Below are 24361 nucleotides of genomic sequence, written 5' to 3'. Positions count from 1 at the left end.
CTGCGGCGACGCCCGGTGACCGGACCGGTCCTGCGGGTGCCCCCGGTTGCGGAGACGGGTGCACGGAAAACACTTCCGTCACTGTCCACAACGCACGAGTACCCCGTGGGATTCCCGGTGTGCCCTGCCGTGCCGACCCGATGATGGTCGCACGGCACGGCCCGTCTCGTCACCGTGTTATCGCCCGCTTCCGGCACGGTCAGTGCGCCCCGGCTCCCGCGGCGGCCCGCGTCCCGGACCTCCAGTCGGCGTGGCCGGGCATCGGCGGCGTCCTCTCGCCGTAGAGCCAGGGGTGCAGGAACGCGGTGAGGTCGCGTCCGGCGGTCTCGGAGGCGAGCCGGACGAAGTCGGCCGTGGTGGCGTTGCCGTCCCGGTGGCGTGCGACCCAGGCGCGCTGCAGGCGGTCGAACGCGCTACGTCCGATCTCCTGGCGCAGGGCGTAGAGCACGAGGGCGGCTCCGTCGTAGACGTTCGGCCGGAAGATGCCGATCTTGCGTCCGGCGTCCGGGGGCTCGGGCGCGGCGGGCGGTCCGCCGGTGGTGCGCCACCGGTCGGACGCCTCGTAGGCGGCCTTCATCCGGGCCTCCATCGACCGTCCCGCCTTCTCCTCGGCGTAGAGGGCCTCGTACCAGGTGGCGTGCCCCTCGCCGAGCCAGAGGTCGGACCAGGTGCCGGGGCTGACGCTGTTGCCGAACCACTGGTGGGCCAACTCGTGCACCATGATCGACTCGACGTACCACGCCGGGTAGGCCGGGTCGGTGAAGAGGTCCCGCTCGAAGAGGGAGAGGGTCTGGGTCTCGAGCGCGAAGCCGGTGGACGCCTCGGCCAGGAGCAGTCCGTACGTCTCGAAGGGGTAGCGGCCGACCCGGTCCTCCATCCAGGAGATCTGGCCGGGGGTCTTCGCCAGCCACGGTTCCAGCTTCTCGCGCTGCTGCGTGGGCACCACGTCCCGCAGGGGCAGTCCGTGGGGGCCTTCGCGGTGGACCACGGTGGACCGGCCGATGGACACCTGGGCGAGTTCGGTGGCCATGGGGTGCCGGGTCCGGTAGGTCCAGGTGGTCTCGCCCCCCGCACGGTCGACGCGGGTCCGCAGACCGTTGGCGACCGCGGTGTGGCCGTCGGGGGCGGTGATCCGGAACGTGAACAGCGCCTTGTCGGAGGGGTGGTCGTTGCAGGGGAACACCAGGTGCGCGGCGTCGGCCTGGTTGGCCATCGCGAGGCCGTCGGCGGTGCGTACCCATCCTCCCTCGCGGTCGCCCGGGCTCACCGGGTCGCTGGTGTGCCGCACGGTGATCCGGATCCACTCGCCCCGGTCCACATCGTCCTCCGGGGTGATCACCAGGTCCTCGCCGACGCCGGTGAAGGCGGCGGGTTCGCCGTCCACCTCGACGGAGTGGACGGTTCCGTGGGCGAAGTCGAGGTTGATCCGGTCGAGGTCCGCGGTGGTCCGGGCGTCGATGGTGGTGACCGCGCGCAGCGGCGCGTCGTTGCGGCCGGAGTAGTCCAGTCGCAGGTCGTACGCCGCCACGTCGTAACCGGGGTTGCCGAGGTGGGGGAAGAGGCGGTCGCCGAGGCCCAGCGGGACGGCCGGGGCGCTCGCCGCGACCAGGCAGACGGAGACGGCCGAGGCCAGCAGCGCGGCGGCCGTGCGCCTCCGGCGGGCGCGCGGGGCGGTGGTGGGGAGGGGGCGGCCTTGGGGGGCCCGGTGGGTGGGGGTGAGCGGCATGCCCCACGGCTATCAGCGCGCGTCCGCCCCGCGGCGACGGCGCGCTCCCTACGCACCCGATCGGGTGCGGGCGGGCGCCACGACGACCGGGGCTCGACGCAGGGCAGGCCGACACGGGGCGGCAGCGGGTAGGTCTCGGTGCCGTTCTGCTCGACGGGAGGGGCCGGCGTGGAACGGGCCTGCACGAGACGGCCCTGCACGGGACGGGCCTGCACGAGACAGGCCTGCCCGAGACGAGCCTGCACGAGACAAGCCTGCGCAGCGCCCGCGGCGCCCTGCGGCCCGGACCCGTGGCAGGCGGTGGTCAGCCGATGAAGGCGGCGGGCGCGGTCCGTACGAGGGGGCGCGGGGCGCAGGCACGGCACGCCGGACCCACCCGCACCCCGCGTGTGGAAGCGCCTGAGCCGCGCTCACGTCACGGGAGTGCCCCCCGGATGTGCCGGTTGCCCGGGCCCGTGCCGGGCGCCGGAGGGCTGCGGCTGGGCCCGGCTGACGTCGTACACCCCGGCGACCTTGCGCATGGCGCGCATCAGGGCGGGCAGCTGGGCGGCGTCCGGCAGGTGCACCGTGTAGGTGTGCCGCACCTGCTGCTGGGTGGGAGGCTCGACGGTCGCGGAGACGATCTCGGCGCCCTCGACGGCCATGGCCTCGGTGAGGTCGGCGAGCAGGTGGGGCCGGACGAACGATTCGGCGACCAGGGTGACCCGGCATTCGGCGCCCTCGCCCCAGCGCACGCCGACCTCCTCCCGTCCCGCTTCCTTCATGCGCGTGACGGCGGAGCACCCGGCCCGGTGCACGGTGACCACGCCCCCGCGTACCGCGAAGCCGGTGATCTCGTCCGGCGGGACGGGTGTGCAGCAGCGGGCGAGCCGCACGGACGCGGCGGGGCGGTCGGCCAGGACCTCGGCGCGGGCCGCCGGGGGGCGCTCCGCGGACGCTCCGGAAGGGGTCTCCGGGGCGGGCTCGGGCGCGCCGGGCCGGTGGTGGCCGGCCGGGGGTTCGGTCGCGGTGCCGTGCTCCTCGGCGGGGCGGGCGGCCAGCCGGCGTTGGATGGCGATCCGCGCGGCGGGCGTCTGGGCGTGGTCGAGCCATTCCCGGGACGGTTCGGACGCGGGGTCCTGGCCCATGAGCAGCTGCACCGTGTCGCCGTCCTTCAGCACGGTGCCGAGGGTGGCGAGGCGGCCGTTGACCCGGGCGCCGATGCAGGCGTGGGCGTCCTCGCCGTACTGCGCGTACGCGGCGTCCACGCAGGTGGCTCCGTCGGGCAGGCCGAGGGTGCCGCCGTCGGGGCGGAAGACGGTGATCTCGCGGTCCTGGGACAGGTCCTCGCGGAGGGTGGACCAGAAGGTGTCGGGGTCGGGGGCGGCCCGCTGCCAGTCCAGCAGGCGGGAGAGCCAGCCGGGGCGGGTCGGGTCGGCGCGTTCGCCGTCGGGCGCGGACTGCTCCTCCGGGGGCGCCGCGTAGGGGTTGCCCAGGGCGACGACACCGGCCTCGGCCACCTTGTGCATCTGGTGCGTGCGGATGAGGACCTCGACGACCTGGCCGTCCTCCCGGGCGACGGCGGTGTGCAGCGACTGGTACAGGTTGAACTTGGGGACGGCGATGAAGTCCTTGAACTCCGAGACCACGGGCGTCATGCAGGTGTGCAGTTCGCCCAGCACGCCGTAGCAGTCGGCGTCCTCGCCGACCAGGACCAGGACGCGGCCGAAGTCGGCGCCGCGCAGCCGGCCCCGCTTGCGGGAGACCCGGTGCACGGAGAGGAAGTGGCGGGGCCTGATGAGGACCTCGGCGGTGATGTCCGCCTCGCGGAGCACCGCGCGGACGTCGTCGGCGACCTCGGCGAGCGGGTCGTCGGAGCGGTCCGCGTTGGTCAGGATCAGCCCGCGGGTGTGTTCGTACTCCTCGGGGTGCAGGATGGCGAAGACCAGGTCCTCGAGTTCCGTCTTGAGCGCCTGCACGCCGAGCCGTTCGGCGAGCGGGATGAGGACGTCGCGGGTGACCTTGGCGATGCGTTCCTGCTTGGCGGGACGCATCACGCCCAGCGTGCGCATGTTGTGCAGCCGGTCGGCGAGTTTGATCGACATCACACGCACGTCGTTGCCCGTGGCGACCAGCATCTTGCGGAAGGTCTCGGGCTCGGCCGCGGCGCCGTAGTCGACCTTCTCCAGCTTGGTGACGCCGTCGACGAGGTAGCGGACCTCCTCGCCGAACTGCTCGCGCACCTGATCCAGCGTCACATCGGTGTCCTCGACCGTGTCGTGGAGCAGCGAGGCGGTCAACGTGGTGGTCTCCGCGCCGAGTTCGGCGAGGATCAGGGTCACGGCGAGCGGATGCGTGATGTACGGCTCGCCGCTCTTGCGCATCTGGCCGCGGTGCGAGGACTCGGCCAGGAGGTAGGCGCGGCGCAGCGGGTCGAGGTCGGCGTCGGGGTGGTGGGCGCGGTGGGCCTCGACGACGTGGCCGATGGCGTCGGGGAGCCGGCCACGGGTGGCGGGGCCGAGGAGCGCGGCGCGGCCGAGCCGGCGCAGGTCGAGCCGGGGGCGGGTCTTCCTGCGCGGTCCCGCCGGTGTGTCGTGACCCGTTGTCGCGCCACCCGGCGTCGCGGGATCGACGGCCTCGGCATTCATGGGCACCTCCGGCTGCATGGACCGGCGGACGGGGCGTCCCAGGGCGGACTCGGGCTCGGGGGACGCTGGGCGTCCTCCCGTCCGGGCCGGTGCTTGATGCTACCGAGCCCAGCATGCGCGACCGGCCGGCTCCGGCGGAGCGTGAAACGGATCACCCATTCGAGCGATGGACGGCGCGGCGACGTTTTCACGCCACCGGAAAACCGGCTGACCTTGATCCCGAAGCCGGACTCGGCTCCCGGCCCCGCGAAGGATGCCGGGAGACGCTCACGCCTCTGGGATGTCAAGCCGTCACCGTCCTCGGCCGAGCGCCTTCTCCAGCCAGTCGGGCTCGATCCAGCCCTCGGCGACGATCACCGCCGGTCCGGTCATCTCGATCTCCCCGTCGGGCCGCTCGGTGATCACCAGCGTCCCTCCGGGCACGTCCACGGTGTAGGTGGCGGGGGTTCCGGTGACCGTGGGGTCGGCTCCGTCCCGGCGGGCGGCGGCCACGGCGACGGCACAGGCGCCGGTGCCGCAGGACCGGGTCTCCCCCACGCCGCGCTCGTGCACCCGCATCGCCACGTGGCGCGGACCGCGGTCGGCCACGAACTCGACGTTCACCCCGTCCGGGTAGGCGCCGGCCGGGCCGACGGGGGGCGGTGCCAGCAGGTCGCCGGCGTGCGCCAGGTCCTCGACGAAGGCGACGGCGTGGGGGTTGCCCATGTTCACGTTGCGGGCGGGCCAGCTCCGGTCGCCGACCCGCACCGTGACCTCCCCCTCGGGGAGCAGGGCCCGGCCCATGCCGACGGTGACGTCGCCGTCCTTGGCCAGGTGCACGGTCTTCACGCCCCCGCGGGTGGCGATGGCGAGGTCGCCCTCGGCCGCGTACCCGGCGTGCTGGAGGTAGCGCGCGAAGACCCGCACGCCGTTGCCGCACATCTCGGCGATCGAGCCGTCACCGTTGCGGTAGTCCATGAACCACTCGGCCTCGTCCTCCAGGGCACGCGCCTCCGGGTGGGCGGCGGACCGCACGACGTGCAGCAGTCCGTCGCCGCCGATGCCCGCGCGGCGGTCGCACAGGGCGGCGACGGCGGCCGGGGGCAGATCGACGGTGTTCTCGGGGTCCGGGACGATCACGAAGTCGTTCTCGGTGCCGTGCCCCTTGAGGAAGGCGGTCCGCGTGCTCATTCCTCGATCGTACGGGGTGGTGCTCCGGTGCGTTCACCGCCGTCCGGCCGGGGTCAGCGGAGCCGGGCGACCCGCCAGACGGCCAGCGCCACCACGCCGACGACCAGCACGGCGTAGGCCCCGACGACCCGCCAGTCGGGCCGGCGTCCGGAGCCCCGGGAGGGCAGGCCGGGCCAGGTGTGCCCCACCCGGCGGGCGGCCATCATGCCCCACCCCGCGGAGCAGGAGCAGATCAACAGGCCCAGCATGGCGATCACGGCCCCGCTGTCGCCGAAGTCGAAGGCGAGCGGGAAGGCGAACATCAGGGAGCCGACCGCGGCCAGGCCGACGATGGGGGCGAGCTGCCACAGGCGCAGCCGGCGCTGCGGGCGCAGCTCGACCTCGACCTCGTCGCCGCCCGCGAACATCTCGTCCGGCTCCGGGCCGTCGTCGGTCACACCGCCCTGCGTCTCCTCCGGCCCGTCGGGGCTGAGACGGTCGGTTTCCTGCTCCCGGTCACCCCGCTCGGTGGTGAGGTGCTCGGTGCCGTGTGCGGTGTCGCGAGGGCCGGCCTCCATCGCCACGCGCCCTCCCAACTTGGACTCCACTTGGTCGATCGAAGCTCGATGATGGCACGCCGTCACAGGCCCGGATGACGGCCTGGGCGTCCCGATGCCAGGACGTGATCAGGCTGTAACCGGTCGTTCGACCAACGACAGCGCGAGCTGCGGAAGTTCCCCCAGGTTCTCCGCGGCCCCACTCAACCAGTGCACCCGCGGGTCGCGCCTGAACCATGAATCCTGACGGCGCGCGAAGCGTTTGGTGGCGCGCACGGTCTCCGACCGTGCCTCGTCGAGGGTGCACTCGCCCGCGAGTGCCGCGAGCACCTGCTGGTAGCCGAGCGCGCGCGACGCCGTACGCCCCTCGCGCAACCCCTGCGCCTCCAGTGCGCGCACTTCCTCGACCAGTCCGGCCTCCCACATGCGGTCGACCCGGCGGGCGATGCGCTCGTCCAGCTCGGGCCGGGCCACGTCGACGCCGATCTGGAGGGTGTCGTAGACCGCGTCGTGACCCGGGAGGTTGGCGGTGAACGGCCGGCCGGTGATCTCGATCACTTCGAGGGCGCGGACGATCCGGCGGCCGTTGCTCGGCAGGATGGCCCGGGCGGCCTCGGGGTCGGCGGCGGCGAGCCGGGCGTGCAGCGCGCCGGAGCCGCGCAGCGTGAGTTCCTCCTCCAGCCGGGCCCTGACCTCGGGGTCCGTGCCGGGGAACTCCAGGTTGTCGACGGCCCCCCGGACGTACAGCCCGGAGCCGCCCACCAGGACGGGCCAGCGCCCCTCGGCGAGCAGGGCGTCGATCCGTCGCCGCGCGAGGCGCTGGTACTCGGCGACGGAGGCGGTGACGGTGACGTCCCAGATGTCCAGCAGGTGGTGCGGCACTCCGCCGCGCTCCTCGGGCGTCAGCTTGGCGGTGCCGATGTCCATCCCTCGGTAGAGCTGCATCGAGTCTGCGTTGACGACCTCACCGCCCAGCTGTTGCGCCAGATAAACGCCCAGATCGGACTTTCCGGCCGCCGTGGGGCCGACGACGGCGATGACGCGGGGGGTGGGGGCTGCGCTGCTCACCGATCCAGTCTCCCAAACCTCCCGCCCGGCCCTCGAACGAGTTACGTGACGGGGCCCGGGCGGGGTCGTTCCCGTTGCAGCGCGCGACCACGCGCCACGACGCGGGACGCCGCCCGCACGAGTACCGTATGGAGTTGACATGGGCGTTTTTGCACGGCTTCTTCGGAGAACCAAGGCCGGAACGGCCGAGGCCGCCTCGACCGCGGAGTCGGAGGAGGCCCGGTCGTCCGCCGGGGCCCCGGCGGACGACGGAACGGAGACCGGCGAGCGGCCGGCGGGCGAGACGGCAGCCGACGGGGCGGCCGAGGACACCGCGGAGCCGGCCCCGGAGGCGGAGCGCTCCGCCTCCGCTCCGGAACCGGCGGACGACGGCCGGGCCTCCGGGTCCGCCGGCGGCTCCGACGGCATCGGGATCCCGAAGCAGCAGTCCGCCGAGGCGGCCGGCAGCGACGCCGGTGAGGGCGCCCGCACGTAGACGTCCGCGACGGAAGGTGAACCATGGGTCTCCTGGACAATCTGAAGGCGAAACTGGGCCCGGCGAAGGGCAAGGTCTCCGACCTCGCCCAACAGCACGGGGACAAGATCCAGAGCGGCCTGGACAAGGCCGCGAAGACCGTCGACCAGCGGACCAAGGGCAAGTACAGCGACCGGATCCAGACGGGCACCGGCAAGGCCAAGGGCGCGGTGGACCGGCTCGCGCAGAAGGACGACCCCGGCAGCCAGGGCACGGGCGGCGCCACGCCGCCCGCGGGGCCGCCGCCCGCTTCCTGAGCGGAGCCGTACGACGCCGGACGGCCGGAGGCACGCATGCCTCCGGCCGTCCGGCGTCGCGGCGCCCGTTCCGGCGTCGCGGCGCTCCGGGCGTCGAACCGTGTGGTCCGCCGCCGGGGCGGCGCTTCCTCAGGCGGCGGTGCGGCGCGCCCCCGGAAGCCGGCGGTGCGGGGCGGCCGGGTCGGCTGTGCGGTGGCGGGCCGGGGGCCGGGGGTCACAGGGGGCCCGCGGGCGGTACGGATCGCATCATCGCGTCGTCACGTTCTGCCGGCGTCCGGACGGTCCATCACGCCGTCGCGTCGTGAAGGCGTCCGGACGGTCCGCGTCAGGACCAGGTGGCCACCAGGTAGCCCACCCCGTAAGGGGCGTCCTCGTACAGCAGCGCGCCCTCCAGGCCGGCGCCCTCCGCCGCACCCGCCAGCACCTGCCAGGGGGCTCGTCCGGACACCTTCAGTTCCCGGGCCAGGCCGGGGTCCAGGGCCCGCAGGGCGGCCGTGTCGGCCGCCTCCATCGCCCGCGCCACCCCGGCGTCGAAGGGCGCGGCCCGCTCGTCGAGGTACCCGGGCGCCTTGAGCGTGCGGCACGCGCTGGCGTCGCCCATCACCAGGAGCGCCACCCGCTCCGCCCGGGCGCCGAGCTCGCGTCCCCGGTCCGAGCACCGCTGCGCGGTGAGGGGTTCGCCCACGCCGAGTCCCTCGACCGGGGCTCCCGTCCATCCGCTGCGGGCCAGCAGCCAGGCCCCCACGGCCAGCGCGGGCGGGAGTTCCCTCCCCCCGGCAGCGTCCGGCCCGCCGGTACCCGCGTCGGCGTCCGCGGAGGTCCCGAGCCGCACGTCGAGGTCGACGCCGAAGCCGCGGAAGGTCCCCGCCGTGCCAGCGGGGTAGATCTCCGGGCCGGCGCTGTCCGTGGGGCCGTCCGTGGGACCCACCACCACGAGCAGGTCGGGGCGGGCCGCGGCGAGCACTCCGATCGCGTCCGCGCAGGCGGCGCGCGCGGTGTCCAGTTCGGGGGCGGCGCCCGCGGCGATCTCGGGCAGGAGCAGCGGCGGGCAGGGGCAGACGGCGGCGGCGACAAGCATGATCGGCAGCGTAGCCCGCGCCCCGGCGGCGCGGCCCACCGCACGCCCGTGGCCCACTCCCCCGGTGCCTCCTCCTGCTCGGGAGAGCCGTCGCCGACCGGCCGCCGGGACCGTGCCCGCGTGGGCGGGCGCCGCGGACCGGCCTGCCGCCGGCCGGCCGGCGACGGCTCTGCCCCGCAGCCGGGTCCGGGTCAGTGGCCGCCGCAGCCGCCGGTCGCGGCCGGCAGCGGCTCGGGGACCCCGATCTTCGGCAGCCCGAGCATGACGCCGGCCGGCTGGGCGCTCTTCTCCGCGGTGCGCCTCTCCCAGGCGTCGCCGGCGCGCGTGCGCCGCACGTCCAGGACGGGGCCCTCGGCGAGGAGGTGGTGCGGGGCGGCGTAGGTGATCTCGACGGTGACCACGTCACCGGGGCGCACCTCGGCGTCCGGCTTGGTGAAGTGCACCAGGCGGTTGTCCGGGGCACGGCCGGAGAGGCGGTGGGTGGTGTCGTCCTTGCGGCCCTCGCCCTCCGCGACCATCAGCTCGACGGTCCGGCCGACCTGCTTCCTGTTCTCCTCCCAGGAAATCTCCTCCTGGAGGGCCACCAGTCGCTCGTAGCGCTCCTGCACGACCTTCTTGGGGATCTGGCCGTCCATCTCGGCCGCGGGGGTGCCCGGGCGCTTGGAGTACTGGAAGGTGAACGCCTGCGCGAAGCGGGCCTCGCGCACCACGTGCAGGGTCTGCTCGAAGTCCTCCTCGGTCTCGCCGGGGAAGCCCACGATGATGTCGGTGCTGATCGCGGCGTGCGGGATGGCGGCCCGGACCTTGTCGATGATCCCCAGGTACCGCTCCTGCCGGTACGAGCGGCGCATGGCCTTCAGTACCGTGTCCGAGCCGGACTGCAGGGGCATGTGCAGCTGGGGCATCACGTTCGGCGTCTCGGCCATGGCGGCGATGACGTCGTCGGTGAAGTCCCGCGGGTGCGGGGAGGTGAAGCGGACGCGCTCCAGGCCGTCGATCGTCCCGCAGGCCCGCAGGAGCTTGCTGAACGCCTCGCGGTCGCCGATGTCGGAGCCGTAGGCGTTGACGTTCTGGCCGAGCAGCGTGATCTCGGAGACGCCGTCGGCGACCAGGGCCTCGATCTCGGCGAGGATGTCGCCGGGGCGGCGGTCCTTCTCCTTGCCGCGCAGCGCCGGGACGATGCAGAAGGTGCAGGTGTTGTTGCAGCCGACGGAGATCGACACCCAGGCCGCGTAGGCGCTCTCGCGGCGGGTCGGGAGCGTAGAGGGGAACGCCTCCAGCGACTCGGCGATCTCGACCTGGGCCTCCTCCTGGACGCGGGCGCGTTCCAGCAGGACGGGCAGCTTGCCGATGTTGTGCGTGCCGAAGACGACGTCCACCCAGGGGGCCCGCTTCACGATGGTGTCGCGGTCCTTCTGGGCGAGGCAGCCGCCGACCGCGATCTGCATGCCGGGCCGGCTCGCCTTCTTGGGGGCGAGGTGGCCGAGGTTGCCGTAGAGCTTGTTGTCGGCGTTCTCCCGGACGGCGCAGGTGTTGAAGACGACGACGTCCGCCTCCCCGTCGGCGCCTCCCGGGGCGCGGACGTAGCCCGCGTCCTCCAGCAGCCCGGCCAATCGCTCGGAGTCGTGGACGTTCATCTGGCACCCATAGGTGCGGATCTCGTACGTCTTGGAGGATGAAACGTCCACTGCCGTGCTCCGGTCGCTGCTGCTGGTCATTGCTCAAGGGTAGGCGCTCCGCGAAGCCCTCCGCCCCCGTCCTCCCCTCCGGTCCTCGCGGCGGAGTTCAGGGCCCGGCGAGCGGCCCGCCCGAGGACCGTCGCGGCCCGCCCGAGGACCGTCGCGGCCCGCCCGAGGACCGTCGCGGCCCGCCCGAGGACCGTCGCGGCCCGCCCGAGGACCGCCGAGGCCCGCCCCGGACCGGAGGGGGCCGCGACGGCGTGACGGTGATCAGACGTCCCAGACGCCGGTGGCCGCGGCCTCGTCGGCGTAGGCCGAGAAGTCCTTGGGCTCGCGTCCCAGCACCTCCCGGACGCCGTGCACGACACTGGCGTTCCGGCCGTCGGTGATCAGGGTGAAGAGGTCCGCGAACTCCTCCGGCTCGCCCGCCGCCCGCAGTGCCGCGCGGTAGTCGTCCGCTCCGACGGGGACGTAGGTGATGGTCCGGCCGGTGGCGGCCGACAGGTCGCGGGCCACGTCGTGGAAGCTCAGGAGGCGGGGTCCGGACAGTTCGTACGTCCGGCCGGTGTGACGGTCGTCGGTGAGGGCCGCGACCACGACGTCGGCGATGTCGCCGGCGTCCACGAAGGGTTCGACGGCGTCCCCGGCGGGCAGCGCCAGTTCGCCGGTGCGGACCGGTTCGAGGAAGATGCTCTCGCTGAAGTTCTGGGCGAACCAGTTCGCCCGGACGACGGTCCAGTCGCAGCCCGACGCCTTGAGGGCGTCCTCGGCGGCGACGGCGCCCTCCTCGCCCCGGCCGGAGAGCAGCACCAGCCGGCGCACGCCTTGGGCCACGGCGAAGGCGGCGAACCGGCCGATAGCCTCCTTCGCCCCGGGGAACGCCAGGTCCGGGTAGTAGGTCACGTACGCGGCGGAGACCCCGTCCAGCGCGGCCCGCCAGGTGTCCTCGTCCTCCCAGACGAAGGGAGTCGCGCTGCTACGGGAGCCCACGCGCGCGGGGCGGCCGAGTGCCCGGAGGCGGTCGACGACCCGTCGGCCGGTCTTGCCGGTGCCGCCGATGACGAGAACGGGTCCGGGAGCGGAGACGGACGCGGGCGCGGATGCGGGTCCAGGTGCGGAGGCGGACGCGGGCGCGGAGGCGGACGCGGGCGCGGAGGCGGACGCGAGCGCGGGTGCGGGTTCGGATGCGGGGGTGGGTGCGGGGGTGGATGTGGTGGCCTGCGCTTGATGGCTCATGTTGTCGTTCATGCCGCCAGTCAAGTCGGCGGGCGTGGGACGCTCCATGGTCCACCGGATCGGACGCATGCGCGACCGTCTCATCCTCCGTGGGCGGCCGGGCGGCCGGGCGGCGGGCTGCGGACGGAGGTCAGCGCAGGGCGCGGCAGTACAGCGCGTCCGGGGTCCGCCAGGAGCCCAGGCGACCGGTGTAGGCGACCCCGGCCAGGTACTCCCCGTCGGCGCACTGGCCCTTGTAGTGGCCGTGGGCGAAGTCGCCGCCCTTGGGGGCCGGACCCCGGTTGTCACCGCGGTCGAACCACACCGTGCGGCCGTTCCCGCCGAGCCGGCCCGGGGCTGCTTCGAAACAGAGGGCGGAGGAGACGGCCGCGCCGCGCACCGCGTACCCCGCCATGAAGTACCCGTCGGGGCACTGCAGCTTGGTGTAGCCGCCGGCCCAGTCGCCGCCCGCTTCCACGTACCGCTCGTCGACGACGACGCGGTGTCCGCCGCCCCTCGCGGCGAGGTCCCCGGCGGTCACGTCCGAGCACAGGCCGCGGCGGCCCGTGTGGCCCAGGCCGAGCAGCCGCTGTCCGTCCGGGCAGACGGCCTTGCGCGCACCGGGGTCGAAGTCGGGCCGTGCCCGCATCCGGCGGGACTGGACGAAGTCCCCGTGGTCGGGGCTGAGCATGGACCAGTCGGCGGCCGGGGGCACCGGGCCGGTTCGGCCCTCGGCCCGCACCAGGCGGTTCCAGGCGGCGGCCCGCCAGTCGTCTCCGTCGTACACGCCCATGCGCTGGCCGGCCGCGTCCCAGTGCAGCAGGGCCCAGCCGTTGCCCCGGCGGTTGTCGTGCCGGCCGACCAGGGGCCAGTACGCGAAGTCGGCGTCGCCGCGGATCAGGTGGTCGACGAAGTTCTCGAACCAGGCGCGGGGTGCGGCGGCGGTCTCCTCGCGGCCCCCGACGCCGAACTCACTGATCCAGACGGGGGCGGTGAAGTGCCGGTCGGTCTCGGCGGCGACGAACAGGGCCTGCCGGTTCACGACGTCGGCCAGTTCGGCCGGGGTCAGGTCCTGGTAGCGGGGGTCGCTGGTCTCGCCCAGGCCGGTGGCGCCGGTGTGGCGGGGGCCGGTGTAGCCGTAGAAGTGGGCCGAGTAGACCAGTTTTCCGGAGTCGACGAGGGTGTGGGAGAGGTGGCGGGCCGGTTCCAGGGTGGGCCGTTCGTGCGGGAGGCCGTCGACGGGGAGGCCGGTCCAGTTGATGCCCTCGACCACGATCAGCAGGTCGGGGTCGGCCTCGGTGAGGATGCGGTCGGCGACGCGCTGCGAGGCGGCGAACCAGTCGTGCCGGTCGCCGAGCCCCCAGTTCGGGTCGTCCCAGACGGAGCGGCGCACCTCGTTGTACAGGTCGGCGCCCACCACGCGGTCGTTGTCCCGGTACCGGCGGGTCATGAACAGCCAGTCGTCCTCCCACTGCTCGGTGGTGACGCTCGCGTTCCAGCGTTCGTTGCCGTCGACGCCGCAGCACCAACGGGTGGTGTTGGTGTGGTTGTTGAGGATCACCGCGAGCCCGGCGGCGGTCAGTTCGCGCACCACCGTGTCGTACACCTGGAGCGGGGTCCGGCCGCGCAGGGAGGGATTGGCGGCGACGGCGTCGTCGGTGACGGGCACGCTGTCGTGGACCATCTCGTTGGAGAAGGGCAGCCGGACGCTGTTGATCCCGATCTCCCGGAAGCCCGCGATGATCTCGGCGATCGGGGCGCGGTCCAGGCCGAGGGGGATGCGGCCCGCGTTCTCGCCCGCGTGGTGGTTGGCGTCGTCGTCCCGGCTGCCGGAGCCGGTCCAGGTGCCGCTGGCACCGTGCCAGTTCCCGGAGCGGAGCTTGAAGCGGTTGCCGTCGGCGTCCACGATCCAGCGGCCTCGCGTGCTGAGCGGCGGGGTCCAGCCGGCCTCGGCGTCGGTGACCGCGCGCGGTGCGGAGGACGACGCGGCGGCGACCGTGTCGGGGGCCGGGGGCGGCGCGGCGGTCACGTCCCGGGGTTCCGGCACCGCCGCCGACGCGGTGGCCGGGGACAGGGGCGCCGCGAGGAGGGCCGCGGCGAGTGAGGCCCTGACGAGAAGTCCGCGCACGGTGACCGCCCTCGCTGCCGGATGCGACGGCACCGGGAGCCCGATGCCATCGTTGTCATGGATCCGTCATGATGGCGGGCGGGCCGACAGAGGTCCAGACATCCGCACGGCGAACCGGCCCCGTCAGCCGCCGTTCGTCCGGTTCCCACCCCTGGCGCCGCAGCACCGCCGCCCCGTCCGCCGCCCGGTAGCGCTCGCCCTTCAGCACCCTCCCGTCGAAGCGGCGCACGACCCGGCCGCGCCCGCGCACCACCGTGAGCCTCCGGTCCCGTGCGTCCCGCCCCGGTCGGCGAGGCCGGTCGCCCGGCACCGCCCTGGTCAGCGGGGCCGGTCGGCTGGCAGGATCGCCGCATGCTCCACGCGCTGTCCCGGATCGGCAGGCGCCGGGCCCTGCGGGGCGCGGTCGCCGCCCTCCTCGTGCTCGGACTGCTGCTGTGGTGGCAGAAGCCCTGGGCCGAGGAGCCGCCCGGCGGCACCGTGACCATGAGCACGGGCACCCGCGCCGGCGTCTACCAGAAGTACGGCGAGTTGCTGCGTACCGCGCTCGGCAGGAACCTCCCGGACCTCGACATCCGCCTGCAGACCAGTGACGGCTCGCAGGAGAACCTCCGGCGGGTCGCGACCGGCCGTGCCGACTACGCGATCGCCGCCGCCGACGCGGTGGAGACGTACCGGCTGCGCGGCGGACCGGGCGCGGACCGGCTGCGCGGGGTGGCCCGCCTCTACGACGACTACGTGCAGCTGGTGGTCTCCCCCGACTCGGACATCCGCACCGTCTCCGACCTGCGCGGCAAGCGGGTCGCCATAGGGCCGCCCAAGTCCGGTGTCCGGCTCATCGCCAACCGCGTCCTGGAGGCGGCCGGCATCGACCCGGAGTCCGACATCCGGCCGTCGTCCGAGGGCATCGACATCGGGCCGGAACGCCTCGGGCGCGACCTGGACGCCTTCTTCTGGTCGGGCGGCCTGCCCACCGACGGCCTGAAGGACCTGGCCGAGGACTCGGCGCTGCGCTTCGTGCCGATCGAGACGAGCCTGGTCACGGAACTGCACCGCAAGGGCGGTGCCACCCGCCACTACCGGGCCACCAACATGCCCGAGTCCGCCTATCCCGGCAGCCAGTACGGTGCCCCGGTCCCGACCATGGCCGTCTCCAACCTGCTGATCACCCGTACCGACGTGGATCCGCGGATCACCGAGTGGCTGACCCGCATCGTCCTCCAGAGCCGGGACAACATCGGCGCGGACGTGCACTCGGCCCAGCTGGTCGACGTGCGGACCGCCATCTACACCGACCCCCTCCGGCTGCACGAGGGCGCCCGCCGCTACTACCGGTCCGTCAAGCCCTGAGGCGGGTCCTGCCCGGCATCGGACCCGTCCCGCGGCACGGTCACCGTGACGCGCAGCCCGTGCGGGGTGTGGTGGCCGTACGTGATCGAGCCGCCGGACGCCGTGAGCAGGGCGCGTGAGATGGACAGGCCGAGACCGGAGCCGTTGACGTTCTGGTGCCGGCCGCTGCGCCAGAACCGGTCGCCGACCCGGGTCAGCTCCTCGTCGGTCAGCCCGGGCCCGGAGTCGGTGACGACGACGGAGGAGGTGTCCCGGCCGGAGGTGACGGACACCTCGACGGCTCCGTCCGCCGGCGTGAACTTCACGGCGTTGTCGATCACCGCGTCCAGGGCGCTGGAGAGCGCGACCGGGTCCGCCCACGCGGTGGTCGGCGGGCAGGTGCCGACCAGGCGCACCCCCTTCGCCTCGGCGGTCGGCGCCCAGGCGGCCACCCGTTCGGCGGCCAGCGCGCCGACGTCGGTGACCTGCAGCTGGGGCTCGCTGTGCTCGGCCAGTGCCAGCCCGAGCAGGTCGTCCAGGACCTGGGCCAGCCGCTTGCCCTCGGCCTGCACCGAGGCGATCTCCTCGTTGCCCTCCGGCAGCTCCAGGGCCAGCAGCTCGATGCGCAGCAGCAGGGCGGAGAGGGGGTTGCGCAGCTGGTGGGAGGCGTCCGCGACGAAGGCGCGCTGCTGCTCCAGCACGTTCTCCACGTGGTCCGCCATCTCGTTGAACGACCGGGCCAGCCGCCGCAGCTCCGGCGGCCCGCCGGCCACCGCCACGCGGGACTTCAGCCGCCCGGTGGCGATGTCGTGCGTGGTGGCGTCCAGGACCCGGACCGGCCGCAGCACCCAGCCGGTCAGCCGCAGGGCGGCGCCGACGGCCAGCAGCATCGCCGCCGCCTCGCCCGCCGCGATCAGCAGCCAGCCCTGCAGGATGCGGGAGCGCATCTGCCCGGTGGGCGAGTCGGTGACCACCACCGCGGCCACGTCACCGTCCCGGATCACCGGCGAGGCCACCACCAGGGTGCGCCGCTGCCAGGGCCACACCTGCTCGGGGTCGTGGCTGCGGCGGCTGAGCAGCGCCTCCTGGAAGGCGTCGCGGACCTCGCCCGTGCGGGGCAGGAACCAGTCGGCCGGCGCGTGCGCCATGGGTGAGTCGTTGAGGTAGAAGACCCCGGCCTTGATGCCGTAGACCTCGTAGTAGCTGCGCAGCTCCCGGCCGAGGGTCTCCTGGCGCTCGTTGACGTCCCCCGCGACCGGGTCGGTGGGCTCGGTGACGAACTGGGCCAGCGCCGCGAACCGCGCCGTGTCGTCGATCCGGTCCACGATGACCTTCTGCTGCTGCGCACCGGCCAGGCTCACGGCGAGCGGCACGCCCAGGGCCAGCAGGACCGCCGCCATCAGGACGATGAGCAGCGGGAGCAGACGCGTGTGCACCCGGCCCCGCTACGGCGCGGGCGCGACGAGCCGGTACCCGACGCCGCGCACGGTCTCGATGAGGGCCGGCATCCGCAGCTTCGAGCGCAGCGAGGCCACGTGCACCTCCAGGGTGCGTCCGGTGCCCTCCCAGGAGGTGCGCCACACCTCGCTGATGATCTGCTCCCGGCGGAAGACGACACCGGGCCGCTGGGCGAGCAGGGCCAGCAGGTCGAACTCCTTGCGGGTCAGCTGCACCACCGCGCCGTTCACGGTGACCTGGCGGGTGGGCAGCTCGATACGGACCGGCCCCAGGCGCAGCTCGCTCTCGCTCCCGCCGGGGACCTCCTCCTGGACGGACCGCCGGCTGACGGCGTGGATGCGCGCCAGCAGCTCGCCCGTGTCGTACGGCTTGACCACGTAGTCGTCGGCGCCGAGGTTCAGGCCGTGGATGCGGGAGCGCACGTCGGAGCGGGCGGTCACCATGATCACCGGCGTGCTCGTGCGCTTACGGATCCGGCCGCAGACCTCGTAGCCGTCCTGGTCCGGCAGCCCCAGGTCGAGCAGGACGACGCCGAAGCCCTCGGCCTCGGGGACGAGCGCCTGGAGTGCCTCCTCGCCGCTGCGCGCGTGAGTGACGTCGAAACCGTGCCGCGCCAGCACCGCGGACAGGGCGGCGGCGACATGGTTGTCGTCCTCGACGAGCAGCAGTCTCATCCGGTCCCCTCTCGGTTCATCCGCCGTACGATCGATGCGTGTAGAAGTACGGGTGCACGCGCGTTGTGCACCTTGCAGTCACGCCGATGCATGAGGACGGCGTCAAGAGCGTTCCGGTTGCGCTTGGGTACCGTTACACGCACGAAATCACCCCTGCTCACAAGTGCTACGACAGGTGTCCGATTGCTATCGGATCGTGATGCTCAGATTCCCCTCAGATGTAATGACGCAGGTCTGAACGATTACTACTGTCCTCCGAAACCGAGGAGGACGGAGCCTGAGAGCGATGACCGAAGTATCGGTGGCCAAGGAAGATGTGGCCGCGACCGGCGACCTGGTCGTCCTGAAGAGCGTCAACAAGCACTTCGGCGCGTTGCACGTACTCCAGGACATCGACCTGACGATCGCCCGAGGTGAAGTCGTCGTGGTCATCGGGCCCTCCGGGTCCGGGAAGTCCACCCTGTGCCGCACCATCAACCGTCTCGAGACGATCGACTCCGGGTCGATCACGATCGACGGCAAGCCCGTGCCGGCCGAGGGCAAGGAGCTCGCCAGGCTGCGCGCCGACGTGGGCATGGTCTTCCAGTCCTTCAACCTCTTCGCGCACAAGACCGTGCTCGAGAACGTGACGCTGGGACAGGTCAAGGTCCGCAAGGCGGACAAGAAGAAGGCCGAGGAGCGGGCGCGCGCCCTGCTCGACCGGGTGGGCGTCGGCGCCCAGGCGGAGAAGTACCCGGCGCAGCTCTCCGGCGGTCAGCAGCAGCGCGTCGCCATCGCGCGCGCCCTGGCCATGGAACCCAAGGTGATGCTCTTCGACGAGCCGACCTCGGCGCTCGACCCGGAGATGATCAACGAGGTGCTGGAGGTCATGCAGCAGCTCGCCCGGGACGGCATGACCATGATCGTCGTGACCCACGAGATGGGCTTCGCCCGTTCGGCCGCCAACCGCGTGGTCTTCATGGCCGACGGTCGCATCGTCGAACAGGCTACGCCGGACCAGTTCTTCAGCAATCCGCGCAGCGACCGCGCCAAGGACTTCCTGTCGAAGATCCTGCACCACTGACGGCGCGCTCCGCGCCCCGACGACTTGCGTCACCGGCCACACCGACCGGACCGCATCACTTCACCAGCCAAAGGATGTGCACCATGAAGCTCCGCAAGGTCACCGCCGCCTCGGCCGTCGTCTTCGCCCTCGCCCTGACCGCCACCGCGTGCGGCGGCGACGACGGCGGCGACAGCGGTTCGTCGTCCTCCGGGGGCGGCGGCGAGAAGATCAAGATCGGCATCAAGTACGACCAGCCCGGTCTGGGCCTGAAGGAGCCGGACGGTTCCTTCTCCGGCTTCGACGTGGACGTCGCCACCTACGTCGCCAAGGAGCTCGGCTACGAGCCCGACCAGATCGAGTGGGTCGAGACCAAGAGCGCCGACCGGGAGAACGCCCTCTCCCGCGGCGACGTGAAGCTGATCGCGGCGACGTACTCGATCACCGACGAGCGCAAGGAGAAGGTCGACTTCGCGGGTCCGTACCTGCTGGCCCACCAGGACCTGCTGATCAAGTCCGACTCGGACATCTCCGAGGCCACGGACCTGAACGACAAGAAGCTCTGCTCGGTCACCGGCTCCACTTCGGCGCAGAACGTCAAGAAGGACTTCGCCCCGAAGGCCCAGCTGAGCAACCGCGGTGGTTACTCCGAGTGCCTGTCCGCCCTGCAGAACGGGCAGGTGGACGCGCTGACCACCGACGACTCGATCCTCGCCGGCTACGCCGCGCAGGAGCAGTACAAGGGCAAGTTCAAGCTGGCCGGCCTGAAGCTCAGCAACGAGAACTACGGCGTCGGTGTCAAGAAGGGCGACACCGAGACCGTGGACAAGGTCAACAAGGCGCTGGAGAAGATGGTCTCCGACGGTTCGTGGCAGGAGGCCGTCGAGAAGAACTTCGGCCCCGCGAACTACAAGAACGAGGACGCGCCGAAGATCGGCGAGATCGTCCAGTAACGCGGGACTCCGCCGACGCAGGCTCCCCGCGCCCTCCGCGGGGAGCCGCGAACGTGCCGCCGCCCCCCACCTGGCCGGCGGCGGCACGTCACGTCCGCCACGTACGTCACACACCCGGAAGCGCGGGAGATCGTGTTCGACTTTCTTTCAAACTATGACGACCCGTCCCTACTGGGCGCCTTCTGGGTCACGGTGCAGCTCACCGTCTTCTCGGCCATCGGATCGCTGGTGTGGGGCACCCTGCTCGCAGCCATGCGGGTCAGCCCGGTCCCCCTCATGCGCGGCTTCGCCACCGTGTACGTGAACGTCGTCCGTAACATCCCGCTGACGGTCATCATCGTCTTCACCTCGCTCGGCCTCGCCGACATCTTCGGCCTGGCGATGGGCGCACCGGACAACTTCGAGCTCAAGTACTTCCGGCTGGCCGTCCTCGGACTCGTCGCCTACACGGCGGCGTTCGTGTGCGAGGCGATCCGCTCGGGCATCAACACCGTGCCCGTGGGGCAGGCGGAGGCCGCCCGCGCGCTCGGGCTGAACTTCAGCCAGGTGCTGCGGCTCGTCGTGCTGCCGCAGGCCTTCCGCTCGGTCATCGGCCCGCTGGCCAACGTGCTGATCGCCCTGACCAAGAACACGACCGTCGCGGCCACGATCGGTGTGGCGGAAGCCGCGCTCCTGATGAAGGAGATGATCGAGAACGAGGCTCAGACGCTCCTCATCGGCGCGGTGTTCGCCTTCGGCTTCGTGGTGCTGACCCTGCCCACCGGCCTGTTCCTCAACTGGCTCAGCAAGCGCCTGGCGGTGAAGCGATGACCTCCGTCCTCTACGACGCCCCCGGCCCGCGGGCCAAGCGGCGCAACGTGATCCTCTCCGTGGTCTTCTTCGTCCTCCTGGCACTGCTGCTGTGGTGGGTGTGGCAGGTCATGGACGACAAGGGACAGCTGGAATGGTCCCTGTGGAAGCCGTTCACGGAGGCCAACGCCTGGACGACCTACCTGCTGCCCGGCCTGGCCGACACCCTGAAGGCCGCGGCCCTGTCCATGGTCATCGCCCTCCCCCTGGGTGCCGTCCTGGGCATCGCGAGGCTGTCGGACCACCGGTGGGTCCGCGGGCCGGCCGCCGTGGTGGTGGAGTTCTTCCGCGCCATCCCGGTACTGCTCCTGATGTTGTTCGCGAACGAGTTCTTCGCGCGGTCCACGGACGTCAGCAGCGCCGACCGCCCGCTGTACGCGGTCGTCACGGGTCTGGTGCTCTACAACGCCTCCGTCCTCGCCGAGATCGTCCGCGCGGGCATCCTCTCGCTGCCGAAGGGCCAGGCGGAGGCCGGCTACGCGATCGGTCTGCGCAAGAGCCAGACGATGAAGAGCATCCTGCTGCCCCAGGCCGTCACCGCGATGCTGCCGGCCATCGTCAGCCAGCTCGTCGTGATCGTGAAGGACACCGCGCTCGGTGGTGTGATGCTCGGCTTCACCGAGCTGCTGAACTCGCGCGGCACGCTGGCGGCGAACTACGCCAACGTCGTCCCCAGCTTCATCGTCGTGGCGATCATCTTCATCGTGCTCAACTTCATCCTCACCTCCTTCGCCTCCTGGCTGGAGAACAAGCTCCGCAGCAGCAAGCGCAGCACGGGCGCCGTGCTGGGAGCCGAGGACGTCGCCGACCTCAACGCGGGAGAGGTCGGGGCGAACCCCGACGGCGCCGCGGGAGGCAAGACGCTCTGACGCCCTCCGCGGACGGAAGAGGACCGTGGCCCACCGGTGACCGGTGGGCCACGGTCGTGTCCGGGTACACGCCCGTACCGAGCAGTCCATTGGTGTGACACGCTCCGGCGACCTTCATGATCGCCACCCGCTGCGGTCACTTGACGCAAGCACCGGCAATGGGTTGCATACGTTGTGTGATCGTGCACCCTGCTCCATTTTCCTGTTCATTCCTGTCCCCCGGGACGTCACTTCGAGCAGGGGACGCAGCGCCGTGGACCCGGTGATCATCGTCGGAGCGGGGCCCGTCGGGCTCACGCTCGCCCTGGCGCTGGCGCGTCAGGAAGTGCCCTGCGTGGTCCTCGACGAAGGACCGGGCAAGGACGAGCCACGCCCCGCGCGCACCGTCGTGCTGCGGGAGGACACCGCGGCCCTCCTGGAGAGACTGACCGGCGTCACCCTCGACGAGTACGGCGCGCGTTGGGCCGGATGGCGGTCGATGCGACGCAAGCAGGTGATGCGCGAGGTCCTCTTCGAGGACACCGGTGAGCCCACCCCCCTGCACATCGCCCAGCACGAGCTGACGCACGCCCTGCGGGCGGCCCTGGCCGGCGAACGGCTGGTTGAGATCGCGGTGAACAGCCGCCTGGACTCGCTGGAGCAGGAACCTTCAGGCATCACCGCCCACACCCGCGGACCGGCGGGCACCTGGTGGCGCGGCAGCTATCTCGTCGGCTGCGACGGCCCCCGCTCGACCGTGCGCAAACTGCAGGACATCCGCTTCCCGGGCCGTACGGCGGTGGAGCGGCACGCCGTGGCGGCCCTGCGGGCCGACCTGCCCTGGGACGACGTGGCCCTGCTGCACCGTCAGCCGCCGTGGCGCACCGGCGGACCCTCCGCCGGGGAGATCACCGCGCGACCGCTGCCGGAGGGGACCTGGCGGCTGGACTGGCTGCTCCCACCCGGCAAGGACCTGGTCACACCGGACGTGCTCCTGACGCTCGTCCGGGAGACCCTGGCGGGCTGGACCGGCGGCCCGACCCCGCCGTACGACCTGCTCGACACCGGCGTGCATACCGTCCACCACCGGCTGGCCCGGCGCTGGCGCGCGGACCGCGTGTTCCTGGCCGGGGACGCCGCCCATCTCCTCGGCGCGCTCGGCACGCACGGCCTGGACGAGGGACTGCGCGACGCCGACAACCTGGCCTGGAAGCTGGCCCTGGCCTGGCATCACGGTCCGCACGAGGCGCTGCTGAACAGCTACCAGACCGAGCGGCGGGCCCTCGTCGCCGCCCGGTTGCGGGCGGCCGACCAGACGCTGCCGCTGCTGCGCGGCGGCGGCGGACTGCGGTCCCGGCTGCCCGTGCCCGGCCGCGGGCACGACGCACTGCTGATGGACGGTCACCTGGGACAGGGCCCGGTCGGCGCCCCGGGGGCGTACGACGCCTCGCCGCTGACGCCCCAGGGCCTGGAGGGTGCCGTGCCGGTCGGTACGGCACCCGGTGCGCCGGTCGCGGACGTCGTCGTGACGGCGGAGGACGGCACCTTCGTCCCCCTGCGGAACCGGCTCGGGCGGGGCGCCCTGCTGGTGGTGCTGATCGCCCCCGGTACGGGTGTCTGGGCGCGGCGGCACTGGGTCTCCGCCGGCATCATGCCGCGGCTCGCGGCGGCCGTGGCGGCGTTGCCACGTCCGGCGGAACTGCTGGTGGCCGAGGAGTACCCGGGGGCGGCCGCGCACACCGTGCTCCTGATCCGGCCGGACGGGCACCTGGTCACGGCGCTGAACGGGGTCCGGCCGGCGGACCTCCGCGCGGCGGCCGAGACGGTGCTCGGCGGTCCGGCGAACCCGGACGCGGGCTCCGGAGCGGGGGCCGGCACGGAGAGCGAGGCGGAAGCGGAGGCGGAGACCGTCTCGCCCTGACGTGCGGCGGCGCACTCGGAGCGGCGTGCACCTGCCGGCGGCGCCGTACGAGAGGGCGCGCACCTGTCGGCGGCGTACGAGAGGGGCGCGCGCTCCCGGCTCTTCTCCGGGTCGGCACCCCTTGCCGTTACGCGAAGGCCGGGGACGGGTCGTCGGTTTCCCAGTCCTCCCTCCTCCTGGCGCGGGGGCCGGTACGCCCTGGCTGCCCGGGACTCCGAAGCCCCGCTATCCCTGCCCGGCGCGCCCGTTCTCCCTGCCCGGCGTGCCCCGGTGGCACGGCCACGCGGGTGGGGCCGACCTGCCGTCAGAGGCACCGGTACGGATGTCACCTGCCGGTCGTGAGTTGAACGTGCGGCCCGTGCCGTGGTGTACTCCCGCCGTGACCGACACCTGCGTGCGCCTCTGGCGGAGGGTCCACATGGACCTCGTCCGCTACGCGGGCTGCGTGTGTCGCCCGTCCTGTTGATTCGCGTTTCCCCTTTTCCCCGTGCCGGCCGTCGCCCCGTGCGTCGACGGTCCCGCGCGCCCCGCGAACCTCCCTCAGGACGGTACCCATGTCTTCCTCCGCGCCCGCGTCTTCCTCCCCGCCCGCGTCTTCCTCCGCAGCCGCGCCCGCCTCCCCGCCCGTACCCCCCACCCCGGCCGGGTCTTCCTCCTCCCCCACCTCTCCCCCTTCCTCCGCCGGGCCATCCTCCTCCGCTGCTCCGTCCTCCCCCGCCGCGGTTTCCCTCTCCCCCGGCGCCTCTCCCACCCCGCCCGCACGCCCCGTTCCCCCGGCCCCCTCGCAGGCGGACCTCCTGGCGTACGTACGGCGCGTCGCCGCCGACAGCGAGCTGATCGCCGCCCTTCCCCTCGACCCCGACGGCCGCACCTGGGTGCGGCTCGACGGCCCGGGCGGCAGCGAGGCGTGGCTGATCGGCTGGCCGCCGGGCAGCGGCACCGGATGGCACGACCACGCCGACTCGATCGGCGCCTTCATGACCGCCTCGGGTGAGTTGACGGAGCACTCGCTCGCCGCCCGACTGCCCACCGACGGCTGGCGGACGCTCGAACTGTCCGACGGCGTGGACCGGGAACGCCTCCTGCCGGCCGGGCGGGGCCGCGCCTTCGGGCAGCACCACGTCCACGAGGTGCTCAACGCGTCCCCGGACCGGCACGCGGTGTCCGTGCACGCCTATGACCCACCCCTCCCCCGGATCCGGCGCTACAGCCGCAGTGGCCCGGTGCTGCGTCTGGAGCAGGTGGAGCGCCCGGAGGACTGGCAGTGAGCCGCGGCGACGCCGGGGCCGGCG

Annotated in this window: 21 protein-coding genes; 10 read left to right on the top strand and 11 right to left on the bottom strand. The window is 73.0% G+C overall.

Translation table 11 applies throughout. The annotated features are described in order from the left end of the window. Positions 1 to 199: 199 nt before the first annotated feature. The 5 genes from AB0F01_RS17955 to miaA form a co-directional block, all read right to left on the bottom strand. Entirely contained in the window at positions 200 to 1726 is a 1527-nt protein-coding gene (locus AB0F01_RS17955; protein ID WP_362096170.1) for a M1 family metallopeptidase, read from the bottom strand. A gap of 410 nt (positions 1727 to 2136) precedes the next feature. Beyond that, positions 2137 to 4353 (bottom strand): HD domain-containing protein, encoded by a 2217-nt coding sequence (locus AB0F01_RS17950; RefSeq protein WP_362096168.1) that lies wholly within the window; start codon positions 4351 to 4353, stop codon positions 2137 to 2139. 291 nt (positions 4354 to 4644) lie between these two features. Next, positions 4645 to 5523: a diaminopimelate epimerase gene (gene dapF / locus AB0F01_RS17945; protein ID WP_362096165.1), complete on the bottom strand. Its 879-nt coding sequence runs from the start codon at positions 5521 to 5523 to the stop codon at positions 4645 to 4647. Positions 5524 to 5576: 53 nt separating this feature from the next. Next, positions 5577 to 6080 (bottom strand): hypothetical protein, encoded by a 504-nt coding sequence (locus tag AB0F01_RS17940; protein ID WP_362096642.1) that lies wholly within the window; start codon positions 6078 to 6080, stop codon positions 5577 to 5579. Between the two features lie 108 nt (positions 6081 to 6188). Continuing rightward, entirely contained in the window at positions 6189 to 7127 is a 939-nt protein-coding gene (gene miaA / locus AB0F01_RS17935; RefSeq protein WP_362096162.1) for a tRNA (adenosine(37)-N6)-dimethylallyltransferase MiaA, read from the bottom strand. Between the two features lie 139 nt (positions 7128 to 7266). On the opposite strand from miaA, the gene AB0F01_RS17930 reads away from it, so the two are divergent. Further along, complete coding sequence (locus tag AB0F01_RS17930) at positions 7267 to 7602, top strand: hypothetical protein (RefSeq protein WP_362096160.1); 336 nt, start codon at positions 7267 to 7269, stop codon at positions 7600 to 7602. Between the two features lie 23 nt (positions 7603 to 7625). After that, a complete protein-coding gene (locus AB0F01_RS17925; RefSeq protein WP_362096158.1) occupies positions 7626 to 7898 on the top strand; it encodes an antitoxin in 273 nt (90 codons plus the stop codon). Between the two features lie 325 nt (positions 7899 to 8223). On the opposite strand, the gene AB0F01_RS17920 is transcribed toward AB0F01_RS17925, so the two are convergent. The 4 genes from AB0F01_RS17920 to AB0F01_RS17905 all read right to left on the bottom strand — a co-directional run bounded on the left by AB0F01_RS17920 (position 8224) and on the right by AB0F01_RS17905 (position 13998). Next, positions 8224 to 8976 carry a class III extradiol dioxygenase subunit B-like domain-containing protein gene (locus AB0F01_RS17920; protein ID WP_362096155.1) on the bottom strand — a complete coding sequence of 251 codons (753 nt, stop codon included), beginning with the start codon at positions 8974 to 8976 and terminating at the stop codon, positions 8224 to 8226. 191 nt (positions 8977 to 9167) lie between these two features. Next, a complete protein-coding gene (gene miaB, locus AB0F01_RS17915) occupies positions 9168 to 10694 on the bottom strand; it encodes a tRNA (N6-isopentenyl adenosine(37)-C2)-methylthiotransferase MiaB (RefSeq protein ID WP_362096152.1) in 1527 nt (508 codons plus the stop codon). A gap of 231 nt (positions 10695 to 10925) precedes the next feature. Beyond that, complete coding sequence (locus tag AB0F01_RS17910) at positions 10926 to 11903, bottom strand: NAD(P)H-binding protein (RefSeq protein WP_362096149.1); 978 nt, start codon at positions 11901 to 11903, stop codon at positions 10926 to 10928. 118 nt (positions 11904 to 12021) lie between these two features. Further along, entirely contained in the window at positions 12022 to 13998 is a 1977-nt protein-coding gene (locus AB0F01_RS17905) for a cellulase family glycosylhydrolase (RefSeq protein WP_362096146.1), read from the bottom strand. A 351-nt stretch (positions 13999 to 14349) separates the two neighbouring features. On the opposite strand from AB0F01_RS17905, the gene AB0F01_RS17900 reads away from it, so the two are divergent. After that, positions 14350 to 15345, top strand: a complete 996-nt coding sequence (locus tag AB0F01_RS17900; RefSeq protein WP_362096144.1) for a TAXI family TRAP transporter solute-binding subunit — start codon at positions 14350 to 14352, stop codon at positions 15343 to 15345. On the opposite strand, the gene AB0F01_RS17895 is transcribed toward AB0F01_RS17900, so the two are convergent. Together AB0F01_RS17895 and AB0F01_RS17890 are read right to left on the bottom strand one after the other, a co-directional pair. Further along, on the bottom strand, positions 15324 to 16760 hold the full coding sequence (locus AB0F01_RS17895; protein ID WP_362096141.1) for a HAMP domain-containing sensor histidine kinase: 1437 nt from the start codon (positions 16758 to 16760) through the stop codon (positions 15324 to 15326). The genes AB0F01_RS17900 and AB0F01_RS17895 overlap by 22 nt on opposite strands. A 9-nt stretch (positions 16761 to 16769) precedes the next feature. After that, positions 16770 to 17456, bottom strand: coding sequence for a response regulator transcription factor (locus AB0F01_RS17890; protein WP_362096139.1), 687 nt, complete (start codon positions 17454 to 17456; stop codon positions 16770 to 16772). A gap of 286 nt (positions 17457 to 17742) precedes the next feature. Between AB0F01_RS17890 and AB0F01_RS17885 the strand changes: the two genes are divergently transcribed. The 7 genes from AB0F01_RS17885 (at position 17743) to AB0F01_RS17855 (ending at position 24337) form a co-directional block, all read left to right on the top strand. Beyond that, the gene (locus AB0F01_RS17885) at positions 17743 to 18519 is read left to right on the top strand and encodes an amino acid ABC transporter ATP-binding protein (RefSeq protein ID WP_362096137.1); all 777 of its coding nucleotides are present in this window, start codon (positions 17743 to 17745) and stop codon (positions 18517 to 18519) included. A gap of 83 nt (positions 18520 to 18602) precedes the next feature. Next, positions 18603 to 19451 carry a glutamate ABC transporter substrate-binding protein gene (locus AB0F01_RS17880; protein ID WP_362096134.1) on the top strand — a complete coding sequence of 283 codons (849 nt, stop codon included), beginning with the start codon at positions 18603 to 18605 and terminating at the stop codon, positions 19449 to 19451. Positions 19452 to 19583: 132 nt separating this feature from the next. Next, the gene (locus AB0F01_RS17875) at positions 19584 to 20261 is read left to right on the top strand and encodes an amino acid ABC transporter permease (RefSeq protein WP_362096132.1); all 678 of its coding nucleotides are present in this window, start codon (positions 19584 to 19586) and stop codon (positions 20259 to 20261) included. Beyond that, positions 20258 to 21169: an amino acid ABC transporter permease gene (locus AB0F01_RS17870; protein ID WP_362096129.1), complete on the top strand. Its 912-nt coding sequence runs from the start codon at positions 20258 to 20260 to the stop codon at positions 21167 to 21169. Before AB0F01_RS17875 ends, AB0F01_RS17870 begins: the two co-directional genes overlap by 4 nt. A gap of 253 nt (positions 21170 to 21422) precedes the next feature. After that, positions 21423 to 23069 carry an FAD-dependent monooxygenase gene (locus tag AB0F01_RS17865; protein ID WP_362096127.1) on the top strand — a complete coding sequence of 549 codons (1647 nt, stop codon included), beginning with the start codon at positions 21423 to 21425 and terminating at the stop codon, positions 23067 to 23069. Between the two features lie 322 nt (positions 23070 to 23391). After that, on the top strand, positions 23392 to 23535 hold the full coding sequence (locus AB0F01_RS17860; RefSeq protein WP_362096124.1) for a putative leader peptide: 144 nt from the start codon (positions 23392 to 23394) through the stop codon (positions 23533 to 23535). 88 nt (positions 23536 to 23623) lie between these two features. Further along, positions 23624 to 24337, top strand: a complete 714-nt coding sequence (locus tag AB0F01_RS17855) for a cysteine dioxygenase (protein WP_362096121.1) — start codon at positions 23624 to 23626, stop codon at positions 24335 to 24337. Positions 24338 to 24361 lie beyond the last annotated feature (24 nt).

Source organism: Streptomyces sp. NPDC029526, assembly GCF_040637405.1.
Lineage (GTDB): Bacteria > Actinomycetota > Actinomycetes > Streptomycetales > Streptomycetaceae > Streptomyces.
Note: the sequence above shows the minus strand (reverse complement) of the source record. Positions and strands in the feature narration are given on the sequence as shown.